The following is a 15,858-nucleotide window of genomic DNA, read 5'->3' on the forward strand; positions in this document are numbered from 1 at the left end:
GCCGTGTTCGAATCGATGTGTCGACACAGCGTCATCACCGCAGGACAGCGCCCATTGCGGTTCGATCACGGTGTGTCCGATTCGTCGAACATTGGGGGAAAGTGTGGCGGTTGATTGTTTTGGCAGTGGTGTCGGCGGCCTTTCATAATTCCTGCCGACACGCGTGACGGAATGCCCGGAGAACCCGCTGGGGGAGTGGTTCCCGTGAGGAGCCCGCGCGTGGGATTCCGCATTCTTCACTGGGGGGATTTCCTTGCCTGAGCCCGAGAACGAGGGCGCCGCCGCCGGACCTCCGGCACCGGCCGAGCCGGCCGCCGCTCCCGAGGCCGCCGCTCCCGAGGCCGCCGCGCCCGCCGCTGCCGCGCCCGACGCCCAGGCCGGCGCCGCCGTACCGCCCGTACCGGAGCAGGCCCCGCGCCGGCTGCCGCGCGCCGTCGGCGTCGCGCTGGCCACCGCCGGACTGCTCGCCGTCACCGCGGCCAGCGCCGCCGTGACCGTCGCCGTCGGCAAGCCCGACACCCGCCCGGCCGCCGCGGCCGCCCCGGCCCCGTCGAAGGCGACCGTGGGCGCGAGCGCCGCCGCGAGCGCGACGCCCTCGGCCGCGCCCGTCCCGGTGCCCACCGCCGTCCCCGCCGAGCCCGCCCCCGTCAGCACCGTCAAGGGCACCGTCAGCGGCGGCAAGCACGAGGGCGACCTGCGCTACTTCCTGCTCCCCATCCCGGCCGGCGGCGAGTCCTACGGGCCCGTGGACGGGATGGCCATGAGCGACGACGACGTCGCCGACCTCTTCGGCAAGCAGGACGGCATCATGGACATCCTCAAGTCCTACGGCTACAAGGGCGGCGCGAACCGGATGTACCGGACCGCCGACGGCAAGGCCGAAGTCACCGTCACCCTGCTGAAGTTCGGCTCCACCGCGATGGCGTCCGACTTCGCCAAGAACTACAAGATCAAGTCGCTGGACCCGTTCGACATCGACGGCGACTCCGGCGGCCGCGGCTACCTGAAGGCCCCCAAGCAGCAGGCCTACACCGGCTCGATGAGCGGCATCTCCAGCCAGGGCGACGTCCAGTACACGATCGACGTCGACGTGAAGGGGACGCCCGACAAGGCGCTGCTGAACGAGCTGATGAAGCGCCAGCGCGAGTGGCTCACCACCGGCGGCTGAGCCCGGCTCCGCCCTTTCCCCGTCCTCTTCTTCCTCCTCCTCTGGAGCCACTTCCGTGACCACCGAACCCGCGGAGCCGGTGCCCGCCGTGCCCGCCGCTCCGCCGCCGCCCGCCGCACCGCCCGTCGCGCCCGAACCCGCCGTACCCGCCGCGCCGTTCGCACCCGAGGCCGGCGCCCCGAAGGCCCCGCGCCGCCCCCGCCCCGTGCTGCTGACCGCCTGCGCCCTGGTGCTGGGCACCCTGGCCGGCGGCGGCGTCGGCTACGCCGTGCAGGCCCAGCGCCCGCCCACGCCGCTGCCGCCGCTCCAGGCCGCCCGCCCGGCCTACCCGGCCGAGCGGGTCGACCCGGCCGCCCTCGCCGCCGAGCAGCCCGCGCCGATCGGCATCGACGGCGACCTGACCAAGCTGCTGATCGGCGCCCCCGAGGGCAGCGCCCCCTGGGACGACCACCCGGACAAGCCGAGCTGGATCTCGATCGGCGAACTCGCCGAGGAGAAGGGCGGTTCGGCTAAGAGGTTCAAGGACTTCGCCTCGCGCGGCTTCCGGCGCGCGGCCGAGGTGGACTGGAAGAAGGACGGAGTCTTCTACCGCGTCCAGCTGGTCCAGTTCACCGAGGACCGCTCCGACGAGGCGAAGACCGGTCCCGGTTACTGGCCGCTGCCGTTCGCCGAGGGCGCCAGCGGCGGCTACAAGGTGGACACCGTGCCCAGCCACTGGGCCGAGAGCACCGAGCAGTACTACTACGGCGGGGCCAGCGCCAAGCGCGGGTCGGTGCAGATGACGATCGAGGTCCTCGACACCAAGCCGGTGAACCCCGACACCCTCAAGGACCTCGCCAAGCGGCAGTGGGAGCGGCTCGCGTGAACGACGACACCATGACCACCGCCGCCGCCCCGGGCGCGCCCGAACCGGCACCCGAGGGTTCGCCCATCGGGTCCGCCGCGCCCGCAGGCCCGAGCCCCGCCTCCCGCCGCCTGCTGCGCGCGGGGGCCGCGACCGCTGCGGCCGCGCTGGTCGGTGTGGCCATCGGCGTGGGAATCATCAAGACCCAGTACGACGACCCCGCGCCGGCCACCGCCGCCGCCCCGTCCACCGCTCCAACCCCCACCGCGACCGCCACGCCGTACGGCGCCAAGTCCAACGGCAGCCACTTCGGTTCGATGCGCGACCTGCTGCTGCCCGTCCCGGCCGGCTACCGGCCCGGCCCGGACGACGGCGGCTACGGCCACGACAGCGAGCAGAACGGCGAGCAGCTGTCCGCCGAGATGGACGCCGACCTCCAGCAGCTCCCCAAGGACAAGCGCGACAAGATGCGCGCCTACTGGGAGGGCATGCACGTCAAGGCCTCCGGCGTGCGCACCTACCTCGCCGACGGGGACGACCTGGTGATCGGCCTGAAGCTGCGCCAGTTCAACCAGCAGGAAGTGCAGCGGATCAACGAGTACACCGCGGTCTTCACCGGCGACACCGGCCTGTTCCGGGTCGGCCCGGCCGTCCCCGGGCACCCCGAGGCGCACTGCTACCTGATGCCGGCGCCGCCGTCCGCGCCGATCGACTACCTGGAGTGCTCGGCCGCCGAGGGCGACCTCCTGGTGGTCATGAGCGCCGAGGGCGTGGCGCCGCTGCCCAAGGACAAGATCGTCGCCCTGTTCACCCTCCAGCTCGACCGCCTCGCCCGCCCCGGAGCCTCCGTATGACCGACCACGCCACCCCGCCGCCCGCGCCCGCGAACGCGCCCGTGCCCGGGAAGGGGGCCGATCCGGTCCTGGAGGCGCTCGCCGAGCCCGTCGCCGAGCCCTTCGCCGCCGCCGAGGACCCCGCCGTCCTCGCGGAGCAGGAGGCCCGCCGCACCCGGCGCCGCAAGGCCGCGGTGCGCTGGAGCGGCGCCGTCCTGGTGTTCGCCCTCGCCGGCACCGGCAGCGCGCTGGCCGTCACCGCCCCCGACCGGACCGACCTGCCGGGCCTGGCCACCGCGAGCGACGGCCGCTACACCTTCGCGCCGCTGACGCTGCCTCCGCTGCCCGCGGGCCAGGAGGCCCCGGACGACAAGGGCAAGTCCCCGCACCACGCGGACCTGCGCTACCTGCTGCTGCCCGCGCCCAAGGAGGCCGGCGGCTCGCTGACCCCGCCGGTCTTCCCGGCGCCCACCGCGGCCGCCACCCCCTCGGGCTCGCCGACCGCCGCCCCGTCGGCCCCGGCCTCCCCGGCGCCCTCGGACTCCGCGTCCGCCTCCGCCGCCGGCTCCGCCCCCGGCTCCGCGTTCGGCCAGTGGGTGCCCTGCGACGCGATCGCCGACGAGCAGCAGGACCCGGTCAAGATGCGATCCGTGCTGCTGGAGCACGCCTGCCGCGCGGCCACCGTCCGGGAGTGGACCGCCTCCGACGGCACCCGCACCCAGATCCGGCTGCTGCGCTTCGGCTCCGTCCGGGAGTCCTGGGGCGCCTTCGCCGACGTGCGTTCCAAGGGCCGCGCCAAGGCCGCACCCGACACCAAGGGCACCCCCCACGACGACTGGGACGCCCTCGACGGCAGCAGCCTGACCCTCGTGGAGTCCACCACGGCCGGCACCAAGGGCGCCCCCACCGCCCGCGTCGCCTACCTCTCCGCCGCCGACGTCGTCGCCGTCATCACCATGACCAACCCCGCCGGCGTGCCCACCGCGCCCTTCCGACAGGTCGTCACCCTCCAGGGCGAACTGCTCGGCTGACCCGCCCCGTTCCACCGGTCCGGCCCCCTTCCTGCGGGGGCCGGCCCGGCGGCGTTCCCCGCCCGCGTCGTCCAACACCCCGTCCGTACAGGCCTTCTGACACAAGCCTTCTGGCGCAGGCCTTCTGGGACAGGATCGGGATATTTCCCGCACCGGCCCGTGAACGACCCGCCCGTACGGTGATCACACGCCGGTGAACCGCACCGCCCGGACGACAGCAGGAGAACCCCCATGCGCACGCGCCGCCTCGCCCTCACCGCCGCCGCCGTCGCGGCGATCGCCGCCACCGCCACGGCCTGCGGACCGGACAACAGCGACGCGGCCGCCCCCACCGCCCCCGTGACCAAGGCCGCCGCGCCCTCCGAGCCCGCCGCGCCCGCCACGGCCGCGCCGGCCGGAGCCGCACCGACGAAGGCGGCCCCGCCCAAGTCCCCTGCCGCGCCCGCCGGTTCGGCATCCGCCGCGCCCGGCGACAAGAGCGGGTACGGCCAGGTCTGCGGCGCCAACGACCTGGACTTCGTCGCGAAGGCCGAAACCCAGGCCGGCGGCTACATCCTGATCAGCGCCAAGGCCAAGTCGGGCATCACCTGCACGCTCCCCGCGGGCCACCCCGTCATCGCGTTCGGTTCGGGCGGCATCGAGGCCGCCGCCTTCGAGCGCGGGGCGGGAGAGCAGATCACCCTGAGCGGCGCCAAGACCGCGTACGCGGGCATCATGACCAAGACCACCAAGGGCAACCAGGCGGTCCAGTACACCGACGTCATCATCGGCACCCCCGACCCGAACCCGGTGAGCATCCCCGTCGGCACCACCCCGGTCGACAAGCCGGTCGTCACCAACTGGCACACCCTGCCGAAGGACGCCGTCCCCGTCAGCTGACATGTCGTCATGTCGGTCTTCCCGCAGTTGGGATGACGGTTGACGTCAGCGCGGTGACAGTGCGGCCCGGCACCTTCGAGATGATCACCCTCCGGCCGGGAATCACCGTGCTGTTCACCGGCGACTCGACCACCGACTGCCGCCGCCGGGAGAGCGGGGACGGCCTCGGGTGCGGCTACCCGCTGCGCGTCGCGGGCGAGTGGGCCCACCGCCACCCCGACCGGCCGGTGACCTGGCTGAACACCGCGAACGCGGGCGACAAGGTGACGGACCTGGAAGCCCGCTGGCGGACGGACGTCCTCGACGCGCGCCCGGACGTCGTCTCGATCCTCGTCGGGGTCAACGACGCGGGCCGGCGCATCCTCGACCCGCGGGGGTACCCGATCCCCGCCGAACGCTTCGAGGCGGGCTACGACCGCCTCCTCGCGCCCCTCGCCGAAGCGGGCACGGAACTCGTCCTCATCGAGCCGTTCCTCCTGCCGATCCGCGGCACCGTCGAGGCCGGCGCCGCGCTCATCGGCGAGAAGGAACGCGAGCAGTGGCGCGCCGACCTGGACCCGAAGATCCGGGCCGTCCGCAGGCTCGCCCGCCGCTACGGGGCCCACCTGCTCGCCGCCGACGGCAGGTTCGCCGAACTCGCCGCGACGAGCGGGGCCGAGCACTGGGCTGAGGACGGCGTCCACCCGACGCCGGCCGGCCACGCCGCCCTCGCGGCGGCCTGGCTTCGGCTGGTCGCCTGACCGGGCGCGGGCCTGCCGCCGGGCCCCCGCCGTCACCCCCGCAGCCGTGCCGCCACCGGGCGGTGGTCGCTGGGGGTGGCGGGCAGGGTCCAGGTGGCGGTGGCGGGGAGATCGCGGGTGAGGATGTGGTCGATCCGGGCCAGGGGGAGGGCGGACGGCCAGCTGAAGCCGAAGCCGCTGCGCGCGGGGGTGAGGCGGCTGGTGAGCGGGGCGAGGGCGCGGTCGTCGGCGGCGGTGTTGAGGTCGCCCAGCAGCAGGACCCGGCGCAGCGGTTCGGCGTCCAGGGCCTGGCCGAGGGCGGCGATGTCGCGGTCGCGGTGGGCGGTGGCGAAGCCGGTGGCGGTCATCCGCACCGAGGCGAGGTGGGCGACGTAGACGGCCAACGGCCCGCCGGGGGCGTTGACTTCGGCCCGCAGGGAGCGGTTCCAGCCGGGGTCGATGACCAGCCGCCGGGACTCCGTCACCGGGTAGCGGCTCCACAGCGCGACGGTGCCGGTGCGGGCGTGGTGGGGCAGCGCCTTGTCCAGCACGCCCTGGTAGGCGGGCAGGGCGGCGTCGGTGACCTCCTCCAGCGCGACCAGGTCAGGGTCGGCGGCGAGCAGGGCGCGGGCGGTGCCGGCCGGGTCCGGGTTGGCGGCGTTCACGTTGTGGGTGACCACCGTCAGCCCCGGCCCGCCGGTCCCGCCCGTCGACGCCCCGTGCGCCGGAGCCCCGCCGCCCAGCAGCAGCGGCCCGAACGCCACCGCCCACACCACCGCCAGCACCCCGCCCGCGCAGGCCGCCGCCGGTGCCCGGCGCAGCGCCGCGCACAGCAGCGCCGCCACCGCCACCAGGGCGCTCCAGGGCAGGGCGCTCTCCCACAGGCTGCCCAGGCCCACGCCCAGTTCCGGCACCAGCCGGTGGCCGCCCAGGGCGAGCGCGGTGAGCAGCCCGAGCGCGGCGGGCACGCGCCCGCGCCGCCACCGGGGGACGGCGCGCCAGCGGGGCACGGCCCGTCGGCGGGGTTCGGCTTGTCGCCCCCGTGCGGCCCGTCGCCCTCGTGTGATCGGCCATCGGGGTGTGGCCAGCCACCGGCGTACGGCCCACCACCCGGGTGCGGCCCGTCGCCGGGACGGCCGGGCGGCCCCGTCGGGCGCCTCGGCGGGCGTGTCGGAACCGGCGGGAGCGGTCACGGCGCGCCCCCTCACCCTGCGGCGTCCGGCAGCGGCGCCGGGCAGGTCCCGCCCGGCGTCGTGAGCAGTTCGAAGTGCCAGATCTCGTTGGCGTACACCTGGCACAGCCCGTACCGGGCGCCGTTCTGGATCAGCCAGTAGTCGGCGCTGGTCGGGCCGACGTCCACCGCCTTGCCGCTGACGTGCGCGGACTTCTCCGGCGTGTTGACGAACTTCCGGGCCTGCTCCAGGCTCCCGTACTTGACCACCCCCCGGTCCAGCAGCCGCTGCTGGTAGGCCTTGCTGCGCCAGCCGGAGGTGACGGTCATCTCGATGCCCTTGGCCCGCGCGTCGACGGCCGCCTGCTGCAGGGCCTCGCGCAGCGGACCGTCCAGGTTGCCCACGGCGGGGGAGCCGGTGTCGGAGGGGGTCAGCGTCCGGCCGTCGGGTATCTCCCCGTCCGCCTCCGCCTCCGTCGTGACGGGCGGGGTGGTGGCGGGCTGGGCGGTGACGGTGGCCGCCAGGGTGCGCAGGACGGCCTCGGTGCCCGGCGGGTCGGCGGCGCACGCCCCGGCCAGGGCCAGCACCGCCGTCGCGGCGGCGCCCGCGGCCAGCCGCCGCTGCCGTCCGCTCCGCGCGGCCGTCCCCGTCCTCGTCTCCGTGCCCGTGGCCGTGCTGGTCCCCGTCCCCGTCGGGGTGTCCGTCGTGTCCATTTCCTGCCTCCCGGTGGTGCTCGTCCGTTGCCGGACCATTGGAGGAAAGTCGGTGTTGCGAGGACGTCTGCGCAGGCCGATACGTTTTCGATAGGCCCCATCGGGTCCAATGGGTACGAACAGCGGAGCGAGGGAGAACGGCACGTGCGGGTCCTGGTGGTGGAGGACGAGATCTACCTCGCGGAGGCGGTCCAGGCCGGACTGCGGCTGGAGGCGATGGCCTGCGACATCGTCACCGACGGCGACGCGGCGCTGGAGCGCCTGGCCGTCCACAGCTACGACGTCGTCGTCCTCGACCGCGACATCCCCGGCACCCACGGCGACGACGTCTGCCGCAGCATCGTCGAGCAGGGCCTTGGCTGCCGGGTGCTGATGCTCACCGCCGCCGCCCGCCTGAACGAGAAGGTCGCCGGCTTCGAGCTCGGCGCCGACGACTACCTCACCAAGCCCTTCGACCTCGCCGAACTCGTCGTCCGGCTGCGCTCCCTGGCCCGCCGCCCGGCCCAGGCCGCGCCGCCCGTCCTGGAGTACGCCGGGCTGCGCCTGGACCCCTTCCGCCGAGAGGTCTACCGCGACGGCCGCTACGTGGGCCTGTCCCGCAAGCAGTTCGCCGTCCTGGAGGTCCTGATGGCGGCGCACGGCGGCGTCATCAGCGCCGAGGACCTGCTGGAACGCGCCTGGGACGAGAACGCCGACCCCTTCACCAACGCGGTCCGCATCACCATCTCCGGCCTGCGCAAACGCCTCGGCGACCCGTGGGTGATCCAGACCGTGCCGGGCGTGGGCTACCGCCTCACCGACCCGCGCCAGGAAGGCACCCCGCAGTGAACCCCGACCCCGGTCCCGCCTCTTCCGCCTCCGGGCGCCGTACGGGCGGACGCCGCACCGGAACCCGCCCGCGCCGGCTGACCGCCCGGATGCGCCTGACCCTCAGCTACACCCTCTTCGCCGTCACCGCCGGCGTCCTCTGCCTCGCCGTCGTCTACGTCGGCATGCGCTACGTGCCCAACTACCCCCTCACCTCCTCCAACCCGCGCTACCGCTCCGACGCCCCCTCCCGCCAGGAGATCCTGCGCTCCCTGCTCACCGCCAGCGGCTACGCCCTGACCCTGCTGACCGCCGTCGGCCTGGTCGGCGGCTGGCTGATCGCCGGCCGGGTGCTGCGCCCGCTGCAGGACATCACCCGCGCCGCCCACCGCGCCGCGGGCGGCGCGCTGGAACACCGCATCGCCCTCACCGGGCCGCGCGACGAGTTCACCGACCTCTCCGACGCCTTCGACGAGATGCTCGCCCGCCTCCAGCACTCCTTCGAGGCCCAGCAGCGCTTCGCCGCCAACGCCTCCCACGAACTGCGCACCCCGCTGGCGATCACCCGCACCATGCTCCAGGTCGCCGCCGCCGACCCGGCCGGCCAGGACTGGGGCCGGCTCGTCAGCCGCCTCCAGGACACCAACCAGCGCGGCATCGAGATCAGCGAGGCCCTGCTCCAGCTCGCCGACCTCGGCCACGCCCCGCCCGACCTCGCCCCCACCGACCTCGCCACCGCCACCGGCGAGGCACTGGCCGCCGTCCGCGACGAGGCCCGGACCCTCGGCGTCACCCTCACCGCCGACCTGCGCCCCGCCCCGACCACCGGCAACCCCGTCCTGCTGCGCCAGGCGGCCGTCAACCTGCTGCACAACGCGCTGCGGCACAACCTGCCGACCGGCGGGCGGGTCACCGTCGCCACCGGGGCCGACCCCGAACGGCCCGGGCGGGTGCGCCTGACCGTCGCCAACACCGGCCCCCAGCTGACGGCGGAGGCCGTGGCCACCTTCACCGAACCGTTCCTGCGCGGGCGCGGACGCACCGCCGAGACCGACCCGGCCCGCCGCGGCCACGGCCTGGGCCTGGCCATCGTCGCCGCCGTCACCGACGCCCACCACGGGGCCCTCCACCTCGCCCCCGAACCCGCCGGCGGCCTTCGCGTCACCCTCGACCTGCCGGGCCTGCCCGGTCTGCCCGGTTCTCGTTGACGTCACGGTGGAAGAGCCGTGTGGGAAGGTGGCGGTCATGCCGCAGCTCGGTCGCCGCCTCCGTTCCCTCCGTTTCCTCCGGTCCCTCCGGTTCACGTTCGGGCTCGCTCCGACGGGCTTCGCCGCAAGCCGGGAGACCGGCGACCCGGCCCTGGAGCACGCCCTGGCCGGCCTGGCGACGCTCTGCGGCATCCCCCGGCGCCGGGTGACGGTCTACCGGCATCCGTTCGTCGCGAGGAAGCGGCGCGGAAGCTGCCCGCGGTGCAGGGCGAAGGCCGCCGACGCCCCGTCCGGGCCCTGAGCGGAGGCGTCCTCGGAGCCGACCTCGAACGCTTGAAGCCGCGCTCGAACCCGACCGGGACGGCCGTACCGCCTGCCGTCGCCGAGTACGACCGGTCGCCGAGCACGACCGCAGGCGTCCGCCGCCGATCGTCCTCAGCCGGTCACGGGGAAGCGGTCGATGTTGCGTTCCACCCAGGTGCGCAGGTGTGCCAGCGGGGCGCAGGCGTCCAGGCCCAGCGGGGTGAGGCTGTACTCGACCCGCGGGGGGACCTCGGCGTGGATCTCGCGGTGGACCAGGCCGTGCTCCTCCAGCCTTCGCAGGGTCTGGGTGAGGACCTTCGGGCTGACGCCCTGCAGGCGGGTACGCAGCGCGCCGAAGCGCTGCGGGCCGTCCTCCAGGGCGCCCAGGGCGAGGGCGCTCCACTTGTTGGCCAGCAGGTCGAGCATGTCGCGGCAGGGGCAGGCCGCGGCGTAGACGGACTTGGGGTCGGTGCAGTCGGGGGCGTGGGTCTTCGCCGTACGGGTCGTCGTCACGCGCCGATGGTACCCATTGGTACCCGTCGGGTACTGCTTCGGTACCCAACGGGTACCAATGGTCCTTGCGGGTAACCACTACCTTCCGCATACCGTCTCCGACGTGCCCGGACACCCCGGGCGCCCCGAGGAGGAGAGCCCTGATGACCGCCGTGCCCGCGACGCCCCCGACGCCCGAGACCGCCGGGATCCCGGCGACGATGCCCGCCGTCGCCTACCGCCGGAGCCTGCCGGTCGACGACCCGCGGAGCCTGCTCGACGTCGAGCTGCCGGTGCCCCGGCCGGGCCCGCGCGACCTGCTGGTGCGGGTCGAGGCGGTGGGCGTCAACCCGGTGGACCACAAGGTCCGCCAGAGCGCCGACCCGGGCGGCGAGCCGCGGGTGCTGGGCTGGGACGCGGCCGGCACCGTGGTCGCGGTCGGCTCGCGGGTGGAGCTGTTCCGGGTCGGCGACGAGGTGTACTACGCCGGCGCCCTGGACCGGCCCGGCGCCGACTCCCGCTACCACGCGGTGGACGAGCGCCTGGTCGGACGCAAGCCCGCCACCCTCTCCTTCGCCGGGGCCGCCGCGCTCCCGCTGACCGCGCTCACCGCCTGGGAGGGCCTCTTCGAGCGCCTCGGCCTGGGCACCGGCGGACCGGAGCAGGGCGGCACCCTGCTGGTGACCGCCGCCGCGGGCGGCGTCGGCTCCCTCGTCACCCAGCTCGCCCGCGCCCTCACCGGCCTGACCGTGATCGGCACCGCCTCCCGCCCGGAGTCGGCCGACTTCGCCCGCCGCATGGGCGCCGACCACGTGATCGACCACAGCCGCCCGCTCGGCCCGCAGCTGGCCGAGGTCGCCCCCGGCGGCCTCGACCACGTCTTCAGCACCGTCGCCACCGACCGCAACCTCACCGCCTACGCCGAGGCCCTGAAGCCCTTCGGCGGCATCGTCGCCGTCGACGACTTCGACTCCCTGGACATCGGCGTCCTCAAGGGCAAGAGCATCTCCTTCCACTGGGAGTTCATGTTCACCCGCTCCCTGCACGCCACCGCCGACCGGGCGGTGCAGCACCGCATCCTCGACCGGGTCGCCCGCCTGGTGGACGCGGGTGTCCTCACCACCACCGCCACCCGCGACCTCGGCCCCGTCAACGCCGCCAACCTCCGGGCGGCCCACCGCCTCCAGGAGTCCGGTACGGCGATCGGCAAGACGACCCTCACCGGGTTCTGAGCCGGTGCCCTCCCGCCGCACCGGCCAGATCGAGGCCCTCATCGCCACCGGCGCCGGGGCGGTGGCGGCCCTGGCCGCCCGGGCCCTGCTGTCCGGCGTCTACCAGCACCACGGGCAGGACCCGGCCGTGCCTACCTGGCTCGACGCCGCCGTGCTGGCCACCGGCGCCGCCACGGCCGCCCTGCTCTACCGGTGGCTGCGCCGCCGCCCGGGAGGCTGACCCCCGCCCCCGCCCCCGCCCGCCGGATCCCCGTTCAGCCCGTGCCGGCGGGGTCGCCCTCGGCGGGTGCGGGTGCGGGTGCGGGGGAGCGGAAGTGGCGGTGGAACCGGTGCGGGTCTGCCAGGCTGTTCCGGTGTTCGAATTCCGTCTCTGGCTTGCCGCGTTCCCGGAACCCGTACCCGAAGCCGAAGCCCGCAGCTACTGGAACCTGAAGGACCACCCCACCCCGCACCTCGACGGAGCCCTGAGGCGCGCGGACTACGTCTACGTCGGCGCCTGGGGGGACAGCCACCTGTCGGACGAGCCGCAGTCCGGCCGCTGCCCCGCCGTCAGGATCTTCGACTGGTTGTTCTACCGCGGGACCATCGACAGCTACCAAGCGCCGCTTCTCGACGCCCGGTTGAGGGACGAACTCATCAGGATCCACCAGCCCCGCCCGGGTGACCTGCCCGCGGAGTCCACCGACGCGGAGACGATCGCCGCGTTCCTCACGGCGCACCTCGGCCGGTACCTGCTGCCCGAGGAGGAGCCACCGGCCACGGCATGACACGTCGGACGGGCCGGCTTCCCGCTCCCGCAGGCCGGGCGGGGCCTCCGGTCAGGGGACGGACCGTCCCGCCAACCGGTCGGTACGGCGTGGGAAGTCGGACGGGCCGACTTCCTGCGCCGGGCGGCTGCCGAGGGCCCGGCGCAGGTGCCGGATCTCCGCGTGGGCCTCGGCGAGTTGGCGGCGGACGTCGGGCTGGGAGGACGGCGGGGGCGGCGCCCCGGCGGTGCGGCGCAGGGCCGCGACCCACTCGTCCTCCTCCGCCGGGCCCACCCCGCAGGCCCGGACGAACTCGATGAGGACCCGCTCGGTGCAGTCCCGCTCGCCCGCCAGCACCCCGTGCAGGGTGCTGCGCGGCAGGTGGCTCACCGCGCCCCGCGCCGCGCGCGTCTCCAACTCGCGCAGGGACGGGCTCCCGGCGCGCAGCCGCAACCGCCGCATGGCGACGAGCAGTTCGGAACGCTCCGTGACGTACCGCAGGGCCCGGTGCGCGGCCGGTCCGCAGCCCTCGACCTTCCCCCTCCGGCCGGGCCGGCGGGCGTCGGCGCGCAGCCACAGCCGCTCGGCGGTGCGCACCGAGCCGCCGCAGGCCCGGACGTAGGCCTCGGTGACCGGCCAGGTCGGCACCGTACGGCCCTCGTCCGCGCGGGAGAGGGTGGCGAGGGAGACGGGCCGGGTGAATTCGACGGTCTTGCGCGCCATCTGGCTGTAGGTGAGGCCGGAGCGCTCGCGCAGTCCGCGCAGCCACCGCGCGAGCGTCCGGACCTCCTTGTCCTGCTCAGCCAGGGCGCTGTTCAGGCGCCCCACCGGCCGCCTCCTAGCGGGCCCGGTGGACGGTGAGCGCCTCGGCCAGGCGGCGGACCAGCTCTATGCCGAGCAGTCCGGCGCCGGCCAGGGTGGCGACGGCGGTGCGGGCGGGGGTGCCGAGGGTGGTCAGGGCGGTGGTGAGGAGGAGGACGACGACCACGAGCACGGTGGCCGGGACCGGCACCGGGATGCCGGGGGCCGTCCGGACCTCGACGCACGCCGCGTTCGCGGCCGGGGTGTACTGCTGTTCCATGCGGTCTCCGCTTCGCTGGGTTGCGGTTGCTGCCACTCGACCGGGGTCCTCACGCGCCCGTCCGGCCTTCCAGAGCCGGGCGGGCTGGACACCCACGCACAGGGTCGCCGTGTACCACGGGGGCGGTCCAACGGTTTACGCCGCCGTTTCTCGCCTTGTCCCAACCGAAATTGAAAAATCGTCAGAAGGAATTCGCAGCTCACGGACGTCCGGCCGTCCGCACCCCCGGGTCCCGCTACCCGCCGCGTCCGACCTCCCGCGCACTTTCGGGCTTGCCGCGAGGAAATCGAAACGCCATCCTCAGTGGATATCGGCGGGGTGAGCGCCCCGCACCAGCCCAGCCCCGGCCAGGAGCCGGAGGCGCCAGGGCCCGGCGCGGCATTGGCCTGTCGCGCCCCATGCACGCGGTCTCCCCGGCCGTTGCCACTCGACACCATCCAGGGGATCCGGCTTGCCCTGTTCCAGCAGGGCGGGCCAGCTGCGGCACCCTCTGCCGCGCCGAAGTCCGCACCACCGGGCCGGTCGGTCCGTCGGCCGGTCCGTCGGCCGGTCCTCCCGCCGGTCGTCCTGCTGGTCGTCCTGCCGGTCCGCCGCGACCGGCAGCAGGCCGCGCTCGCCGAACACCTTCTTGGCGACGAAGGTGGCGTTCAGGGCCTTCGGGAAGCCGCAGTAGCCGGCGGAGTGCAGCAGCGCCTCGACGATCTCCTGCGGCGTGAGCCCGACGTTCAGCGAGGCGTTGACATGGACCTCCAGCTGCGGCTCGCACCCGCCGAGCGCGGTGAGCATACCCAGGGTGACCAACTGCCGATCGCGCGGCGGCAGCCCCGGCCGGCTGTAGATCTCCCCGAACCCCCAGGCGACCACCTGGTGCCCGAGCTCCGGACTGACGTCGCCCAGCGCGTCCACCACCCGCCGCCCGACCTCGCCGTCGATCCGCTCCAGCACCTCCAACCCGCGCGCGAAACGCTCCCGGCGGACCTCGGCCTCGTGCGCGGACCTGCTCATCGGCGCCGCTCCTCTCCCGTTCCCGCGCCGCCGACCACGTGCGGCGGCGACCACGGCAGAAACCGTAGAACTTGGAGTGCGCTCCACCTCAAATCCGACACGCAACCCGCCCCCGCAGGAAAATTTGCGGTCGAGACCCCCTGAAATGCCATCACCACGCCCTGGATGGGCCGAAAGATTTCCTGCGGCCGTACCATCCGGGGGGACGGCCGCAGCCCCTGCGGCCGCGCCCCGAGTCCCGCGAGACGGAGTCACCGTGCCCCCGAACGTCTTCCGCAACGGCATCGGACGGCTGCTCCCCTCCCGGGGTCCTGACGGCCTGAGAGTCTGGAGCATCGACCAGGCCCCGAGGAGCGCGCTGTACGGCGCCCCCGTCGAGGCCACCATCCTGCTCGAAGACACCGACGACCTCGACCGGGCCGACCTCCCCCTGGTCGCCGAGGTCCTCGGCAGGATCGACCACTACCTCGAGACGGCGCTCCACTTCGTGCGCGAGGCAGTGGCGGCCGACCCGGCCCTCTTCGGCCTCACCGAAGCGGAGTCGCGGCCCTACCTCCGCCTGCCGGCCGCGGACTTCCCACTGGACTCCCCCCAGCTCAACTTCTACCTCGACGAGTGGCACCTCCACTTCGCCGAAGGCCGCCTGCCCATCTGCGACCCCTACGGCCTCGCGGTCGTCTTCGACGGCCAACAGCCACTGAGAGTGGAAGACCTGAGCGACGCCACCCCCATCGACCCCGACACCACCGAGGCCCCGCACCGACAGAACGCCTGACCCACCCGCCGCCCACCCGGGCCAGGAGCAGAAAGTCGCCCGGCCCGACTTCCCGCGCAGTGCCACCCCGCTCTCACCCCGCTTCGCTGGGTGAGAGCGGGTGAGGAGGAAATCGGTAGGTCCGACTTCCTGCGCTGCGCCGGGCCAGCCGCCCCTCGCCCACCCGCAGATCGGCTGGCACTTCCTTTCCCGGAAGTTCGGGGCCTGGCCTGTACTACTTCGGCGGCTGGGCGCGGGGCCGGAGTGGGAAGTCGGCGGGGCCGACTTCTCGTGTCGCGCGACTCCGACTGCACCCCCGTCTCGCTGTGTGGGGGGTGGGTGAGTGAGAAGTCGACGGGCTCGACTTCCTGTGCTGCGATGGGTAGTCGGCAGCTTCGGCGCGCGGACCGGAGCGAGAAGTCGACGGGCCCGACTTCCCGCGCTGTGCTGTTCTGGTCACCCCACCTGGTTCGCTGGGTGGGGGTGGGCGCGGGGGCCGGAGTGGGAAGTCGGCGGAACCGACTTCTCGTGCAGCGCTATACCCCTCGCCCCGCTCTGCCGGGTGGGGGTGACGGGAGTGGAGCGAGGAGTCGGAGGGGTCGACTTCTCATGCCGCATCGATGTTCGTCGGCGGTAGCTCGGTCAGCTTTGCTCGTCCGCCCGCAGGTTGGATAGCAGTCCCTTTTCCCGGCCCTCACCTGCACGGCTTGGCGGGTGGGCGAGAGGGTCGGAGTGGGGAGTCGACGGGGTTGACTTCCTATGCTGCGCTGGGAAGTTGGCGGTGAGGCGACTGCGGTGAATGGGACGGATCGGGAGTCGGCGGGGCCAGCCCTCTGTGCTTCGCCGTCCGGACCCCTCGCCCCAGCTCCGT

At 74.4% G+C, this 15,858-nt stretch carries 17 protein-coding genes and 1 pseudogene; 12 read left to right on the forward strand and 6 right to left on the reverse strand.

The genetic code is table 11. The annotated features are described in order from the left end of the window. The first annotated feature begins 253 nt into the window (after positions 1 to 253). From ACFVXH_RS07465 to ACFVXH_RS07490, 6 genes are all read left to right on the forward strand, one after another. Positions 254 to 1,168, forward strand: a complete 915-nt coding sequence (locus ACFVXH_RS07465) for a hypothetical protein (RefSeq protein ID WP_387821180.1) — start codon at positions 254 to 256, stop codon at positions 1,166 to 1,168. 55 nt (positions 1,169 to 1,223) lie between these two features. Further along, the gene (locus ACFVXH_RS07470) at positions 1,224 to 2,033 is read left to right on the forward strand and encodes a hypothetical protein (RefSeq protein WP_387821183.1); all 810 of its coding nucleotides are present in this window, start codon (positions 1,224 to 1,226) and stop codon (positions 2,031 to 2,033) included. Next, a complete protein-coding gene (locus ACFVXH_RS07475; RefSeq protein WP_387821186.1) occupies positions 2,030 to 2,866 on the forward strand; it encodes a hypothetical protein in 837 nt (278 codons plus the stop codon). Before ACFVXH_RS07470 ends, ACFVXH_RS07475 begins: the two co-directional genes overlap by 4 nt. Continuing rightward, complete coding sequence (locus tag ACFVXH_RS07480) at positions 2,863 to 3,876, forward strand: hypothetical protein (protein WP_387821189.1); 1,014 nt, start codon at positions 2,863 to 2,865, stop codon at positions 3,874 to 3,876. The genes ACFVXH_RS07475 and ACFVXH_RS07480 overlap by 4 nt, the downstream gene beginning before the upstream one ends. A 231-nt stretch (positions 3,877 to 4,107) precedes the next feature. Further along, positions 4,108 to 4,755 (forward strand): DUF4232 domain-containing protein, encoded by a 648-nt coding sequence (locus ACFVXH_RS07485; protein ID WP_380740492.1) that lies wholly within the window; start codon positions 4,108 to 4,110, stop codon positions 4,753 to 4,755. A gap of 53 nt (positions 4,756 to 4,808) precedes the next feature. After that, the gene (locus ACFVXH_RS07490; protein ID WP_380740490.1) at positions 4,809 to 5,495 is read left to right on the forward strand and encodes an SGNH/GDSL hydrolase family protein; all 687 of its coding nucleotides are present in this window, start codon (positions 4,809 to 4,811) and stop codon (positions 5,493 to 5,495) included. A gap of 32 nt (positions 5,496 to 5,527) precedes the next feature. Here ACFVXH_RS07490 and ACFVXH_RS07495 read toward each other — a convergent pair whose 3' ends face one another. Beyond that, a complete protein-coding gene (locus tag ACFVXH_RS07495; protein WP_380740488.1) occupies positions 5,528 to 6,442 on the reverse strand; it encodes an endonuclease/exonuclease/phosphatase family protein in 915 nt (304 codons plus the stop codon). Positions 6,443 to 6,678: 236 nt separating this feature from the next. Next, positions 6,679 to 7,359, reverse strand: coding sequence for a M15 family metallopeptidase (locus tag ACFVXH_RS07500; RefSeq protein ID WP_380740486.1), 681 nt, complete (start codon positions 7,357 to 7,359; stop codon positions 6,679 to 6,681). Positions 7,360 to 7,503: 144 nt separating this feature from the next. Here ACFVXH_RS07500 and ACFVXH_RS07505 point away from each other — a divergent pair, with 144 nt between their 5' ends. Then, the gene (locus tag ACFVXH_RS07505) at positions 7,504 to 8,187 is read left to right on the forward strand and encodes a response regulator transcription factor (RefSeq protein WP_074005305.1); all 684 of its coding nucleotides are present in this window, start codon (positions 7,504 to 7,506) and stop codon (positions 8,185 to 8,187) included. Next, positions 8,184 to 9,374 (forward strand): sensor histidine kinase, encoded by a 1,191-nt coding sequence (locus ACFVXH_RS07510; protein ID WP_387821196.1) that lies wholly within the window; start codon positions 8,184 to 8,186, stop codon positions 9,372 to 9,374. Before ACFVXH_RS07505 ends, ACFVXH_RS07510 begins: the two co-directional genes overlap by 4 nt. A gap of 435 nt (positions 9,375 to 9,809) precedes the next feature. Here ACFVXH_RS07510 and ACFVXH_RS07515 read toward each other — a convergent pair whose 3' ends face one another. Next, positions 9,810 to 10,190, reverse strand: coding sequence for a winged helix-turn-helix transcriptional regulator (locus tag ACFVXH_RS07515; protein ID WP_380740482.1), 381 nt, complete (start codon positions 10,188 to 10,190; stop codon positions 9,810 to 9,812). 200 nt (positions 10,191 to 10,390) lie between these two features. Here ACFVXH_RS07515 and ACFVXH_RS07520 point away from each other — a divergent pair, with 200 nt between their 5' ends. The 3 genes from ACFVXH_RS07520 to ACFVXH_RS07530 all read left to right on the forward strand — a co-directional run bounded on the left by ACFVXH_RS07520 (position 10,391) and on the right by ACFVXH_RS07530 (position 12,168). Beyond that, complete coding sequence (locus ACFVXH_RS07520) at positions 10,391 to 11,401, forward strand: zinc-binding alcohol dehydrogenase family protein (protein ID WP_079272727.1); 1,011 nt, start codon at positions 10,391 to 10,393, stop codon at positions 11,399 to 11,401. Positions 11,402 to 11,405: 4 nt separating this feature from the next. Next, positions 11,406 to 11,621, forward strand: a complete 216-nt coding sequence (locus tag ACFVXH_RS07525; protein ID WP_387821199.1) for a hypothetical protein — start codon at positions 11,406 to 11,408, stop codon at positions 11,619 to 11,621. Between the two features lie 133 nt (positions 11,622 to 11,754). Continuing rightward, complete coding sequence (locus ACFVXH_RS07530; protein ID WP_380777536.1) at positions 11,755 to 12,168, forward strand: hypothetical protein; 414 nt, start codon at positions 11,755 to 11,757, stop codon at positions 12,166 to 12,168. A 51-nt stretch (positions 12,169 to 12,219) separates the two neighbouring features. Here ACFVXH_RS07530 and ACFVXH_RS07535 read toward each other — a convergent pair whose 3' ends face one another. From ACFVXH_RS07535 to ACFVXH_RS07545, 3 genes and pseudogenes are all read right to left on the reverse strand, one after another. Beyond that, positions 12,220 to 12,975: a helix-turn-helix domain-containing protein gene (locus ACFVXH_RS07535; RefSeq protein ID WP_387821202.1), complete on the reverse strand. Its 756-nt coding sequence runs from the start codon at positions 12,973 to 12,975 to the stop codon at positions 12,220 to 12,222. 10 nt (positions 12,976 to 12,985) lie between these two features. Further along, complete coding sequence (locus ACFVXH_RS07540; protein WP_049649932.1) at positions 12,986 to 13,228, reverse strand: hypothetical protein; 243 nt, start codon at positions 13,226 to 13,228, stop codon at positions 12,986 to 12,988. Positions 13,229 to 13,822: 594 nt separating this feature from the next. After that, a pseudogene (locus ACFVXH_RS07545) lies at positions 13,823 to 14,233 on the reverse strand (carboxymuconolactone decarboxylase family protein); the annotation flags it as partial. 256 nt (positions 14,234 to 14,489) lie between these two features. On the opposite strand from ACFVXH_RS07545, the gene ACFVXH_RS07550 reads away from it, so the two are divergent. Beyond that, entirely contained in the window at positions 14,490 to 15,008 is a 519-nt protein-coding gene (locus ACFVXH_RS07550; RefSeq protein WP_387821205.1) for a hypothetical protein, read from the forward strand. Positions 15,009 to 15,858 lie beyond the last annotated feature (850 nt).

The organism is Kitasatospora sp. NPDC058184 (assembly GCF_042883725.1).
Classification (GTDB): Bacteria; Actinomycetota; Actinomycetes; order Streptomycetales; family Streptomycetaceae; genus Kitasatospora.

Excerpts from the sequence above, each read along its gene's own strand:
- ACFVXH_RS07540 (WP_049649932.1), bottom strand. The coding sequence starts at position 13,228 with ATGGAACAGCAGTACACCCCGGCCGCGAACGCGGCGTGCGTCGAGGTC.
- ACFVXH_RS07480 (WP_387821189.1), top strand. The coding sequence starts at position 2,863 with ATGACCGACCACGCCACCCCGCCGCCCGCGCCCGCGAACGCGCCCGTG.
- ACFVXH_RS07520 (WP_079272727.1), top strand. The coding sequence starts at position 10,391 with ATGCCCGCCGTCGCCTACCGCCGGAGCCTGCCGGTCGACGACCCGCGG.
- ACFVXH_RS07485 (WP_380740492.1), top strand. The coding sequence starts at position 4,108 with ATGCGCACGCGCCGCCTCGCCCTCACCGCCGCCGCCGTCGCGGCGATC.
- ACFVXH_RS07500 (WP_380740486.1), bottom strand. The coding sequence starts at position 7,359 with ATGGACACGACGGACACCCCGACGGGGACGGGGACCAGCACGGCCACG.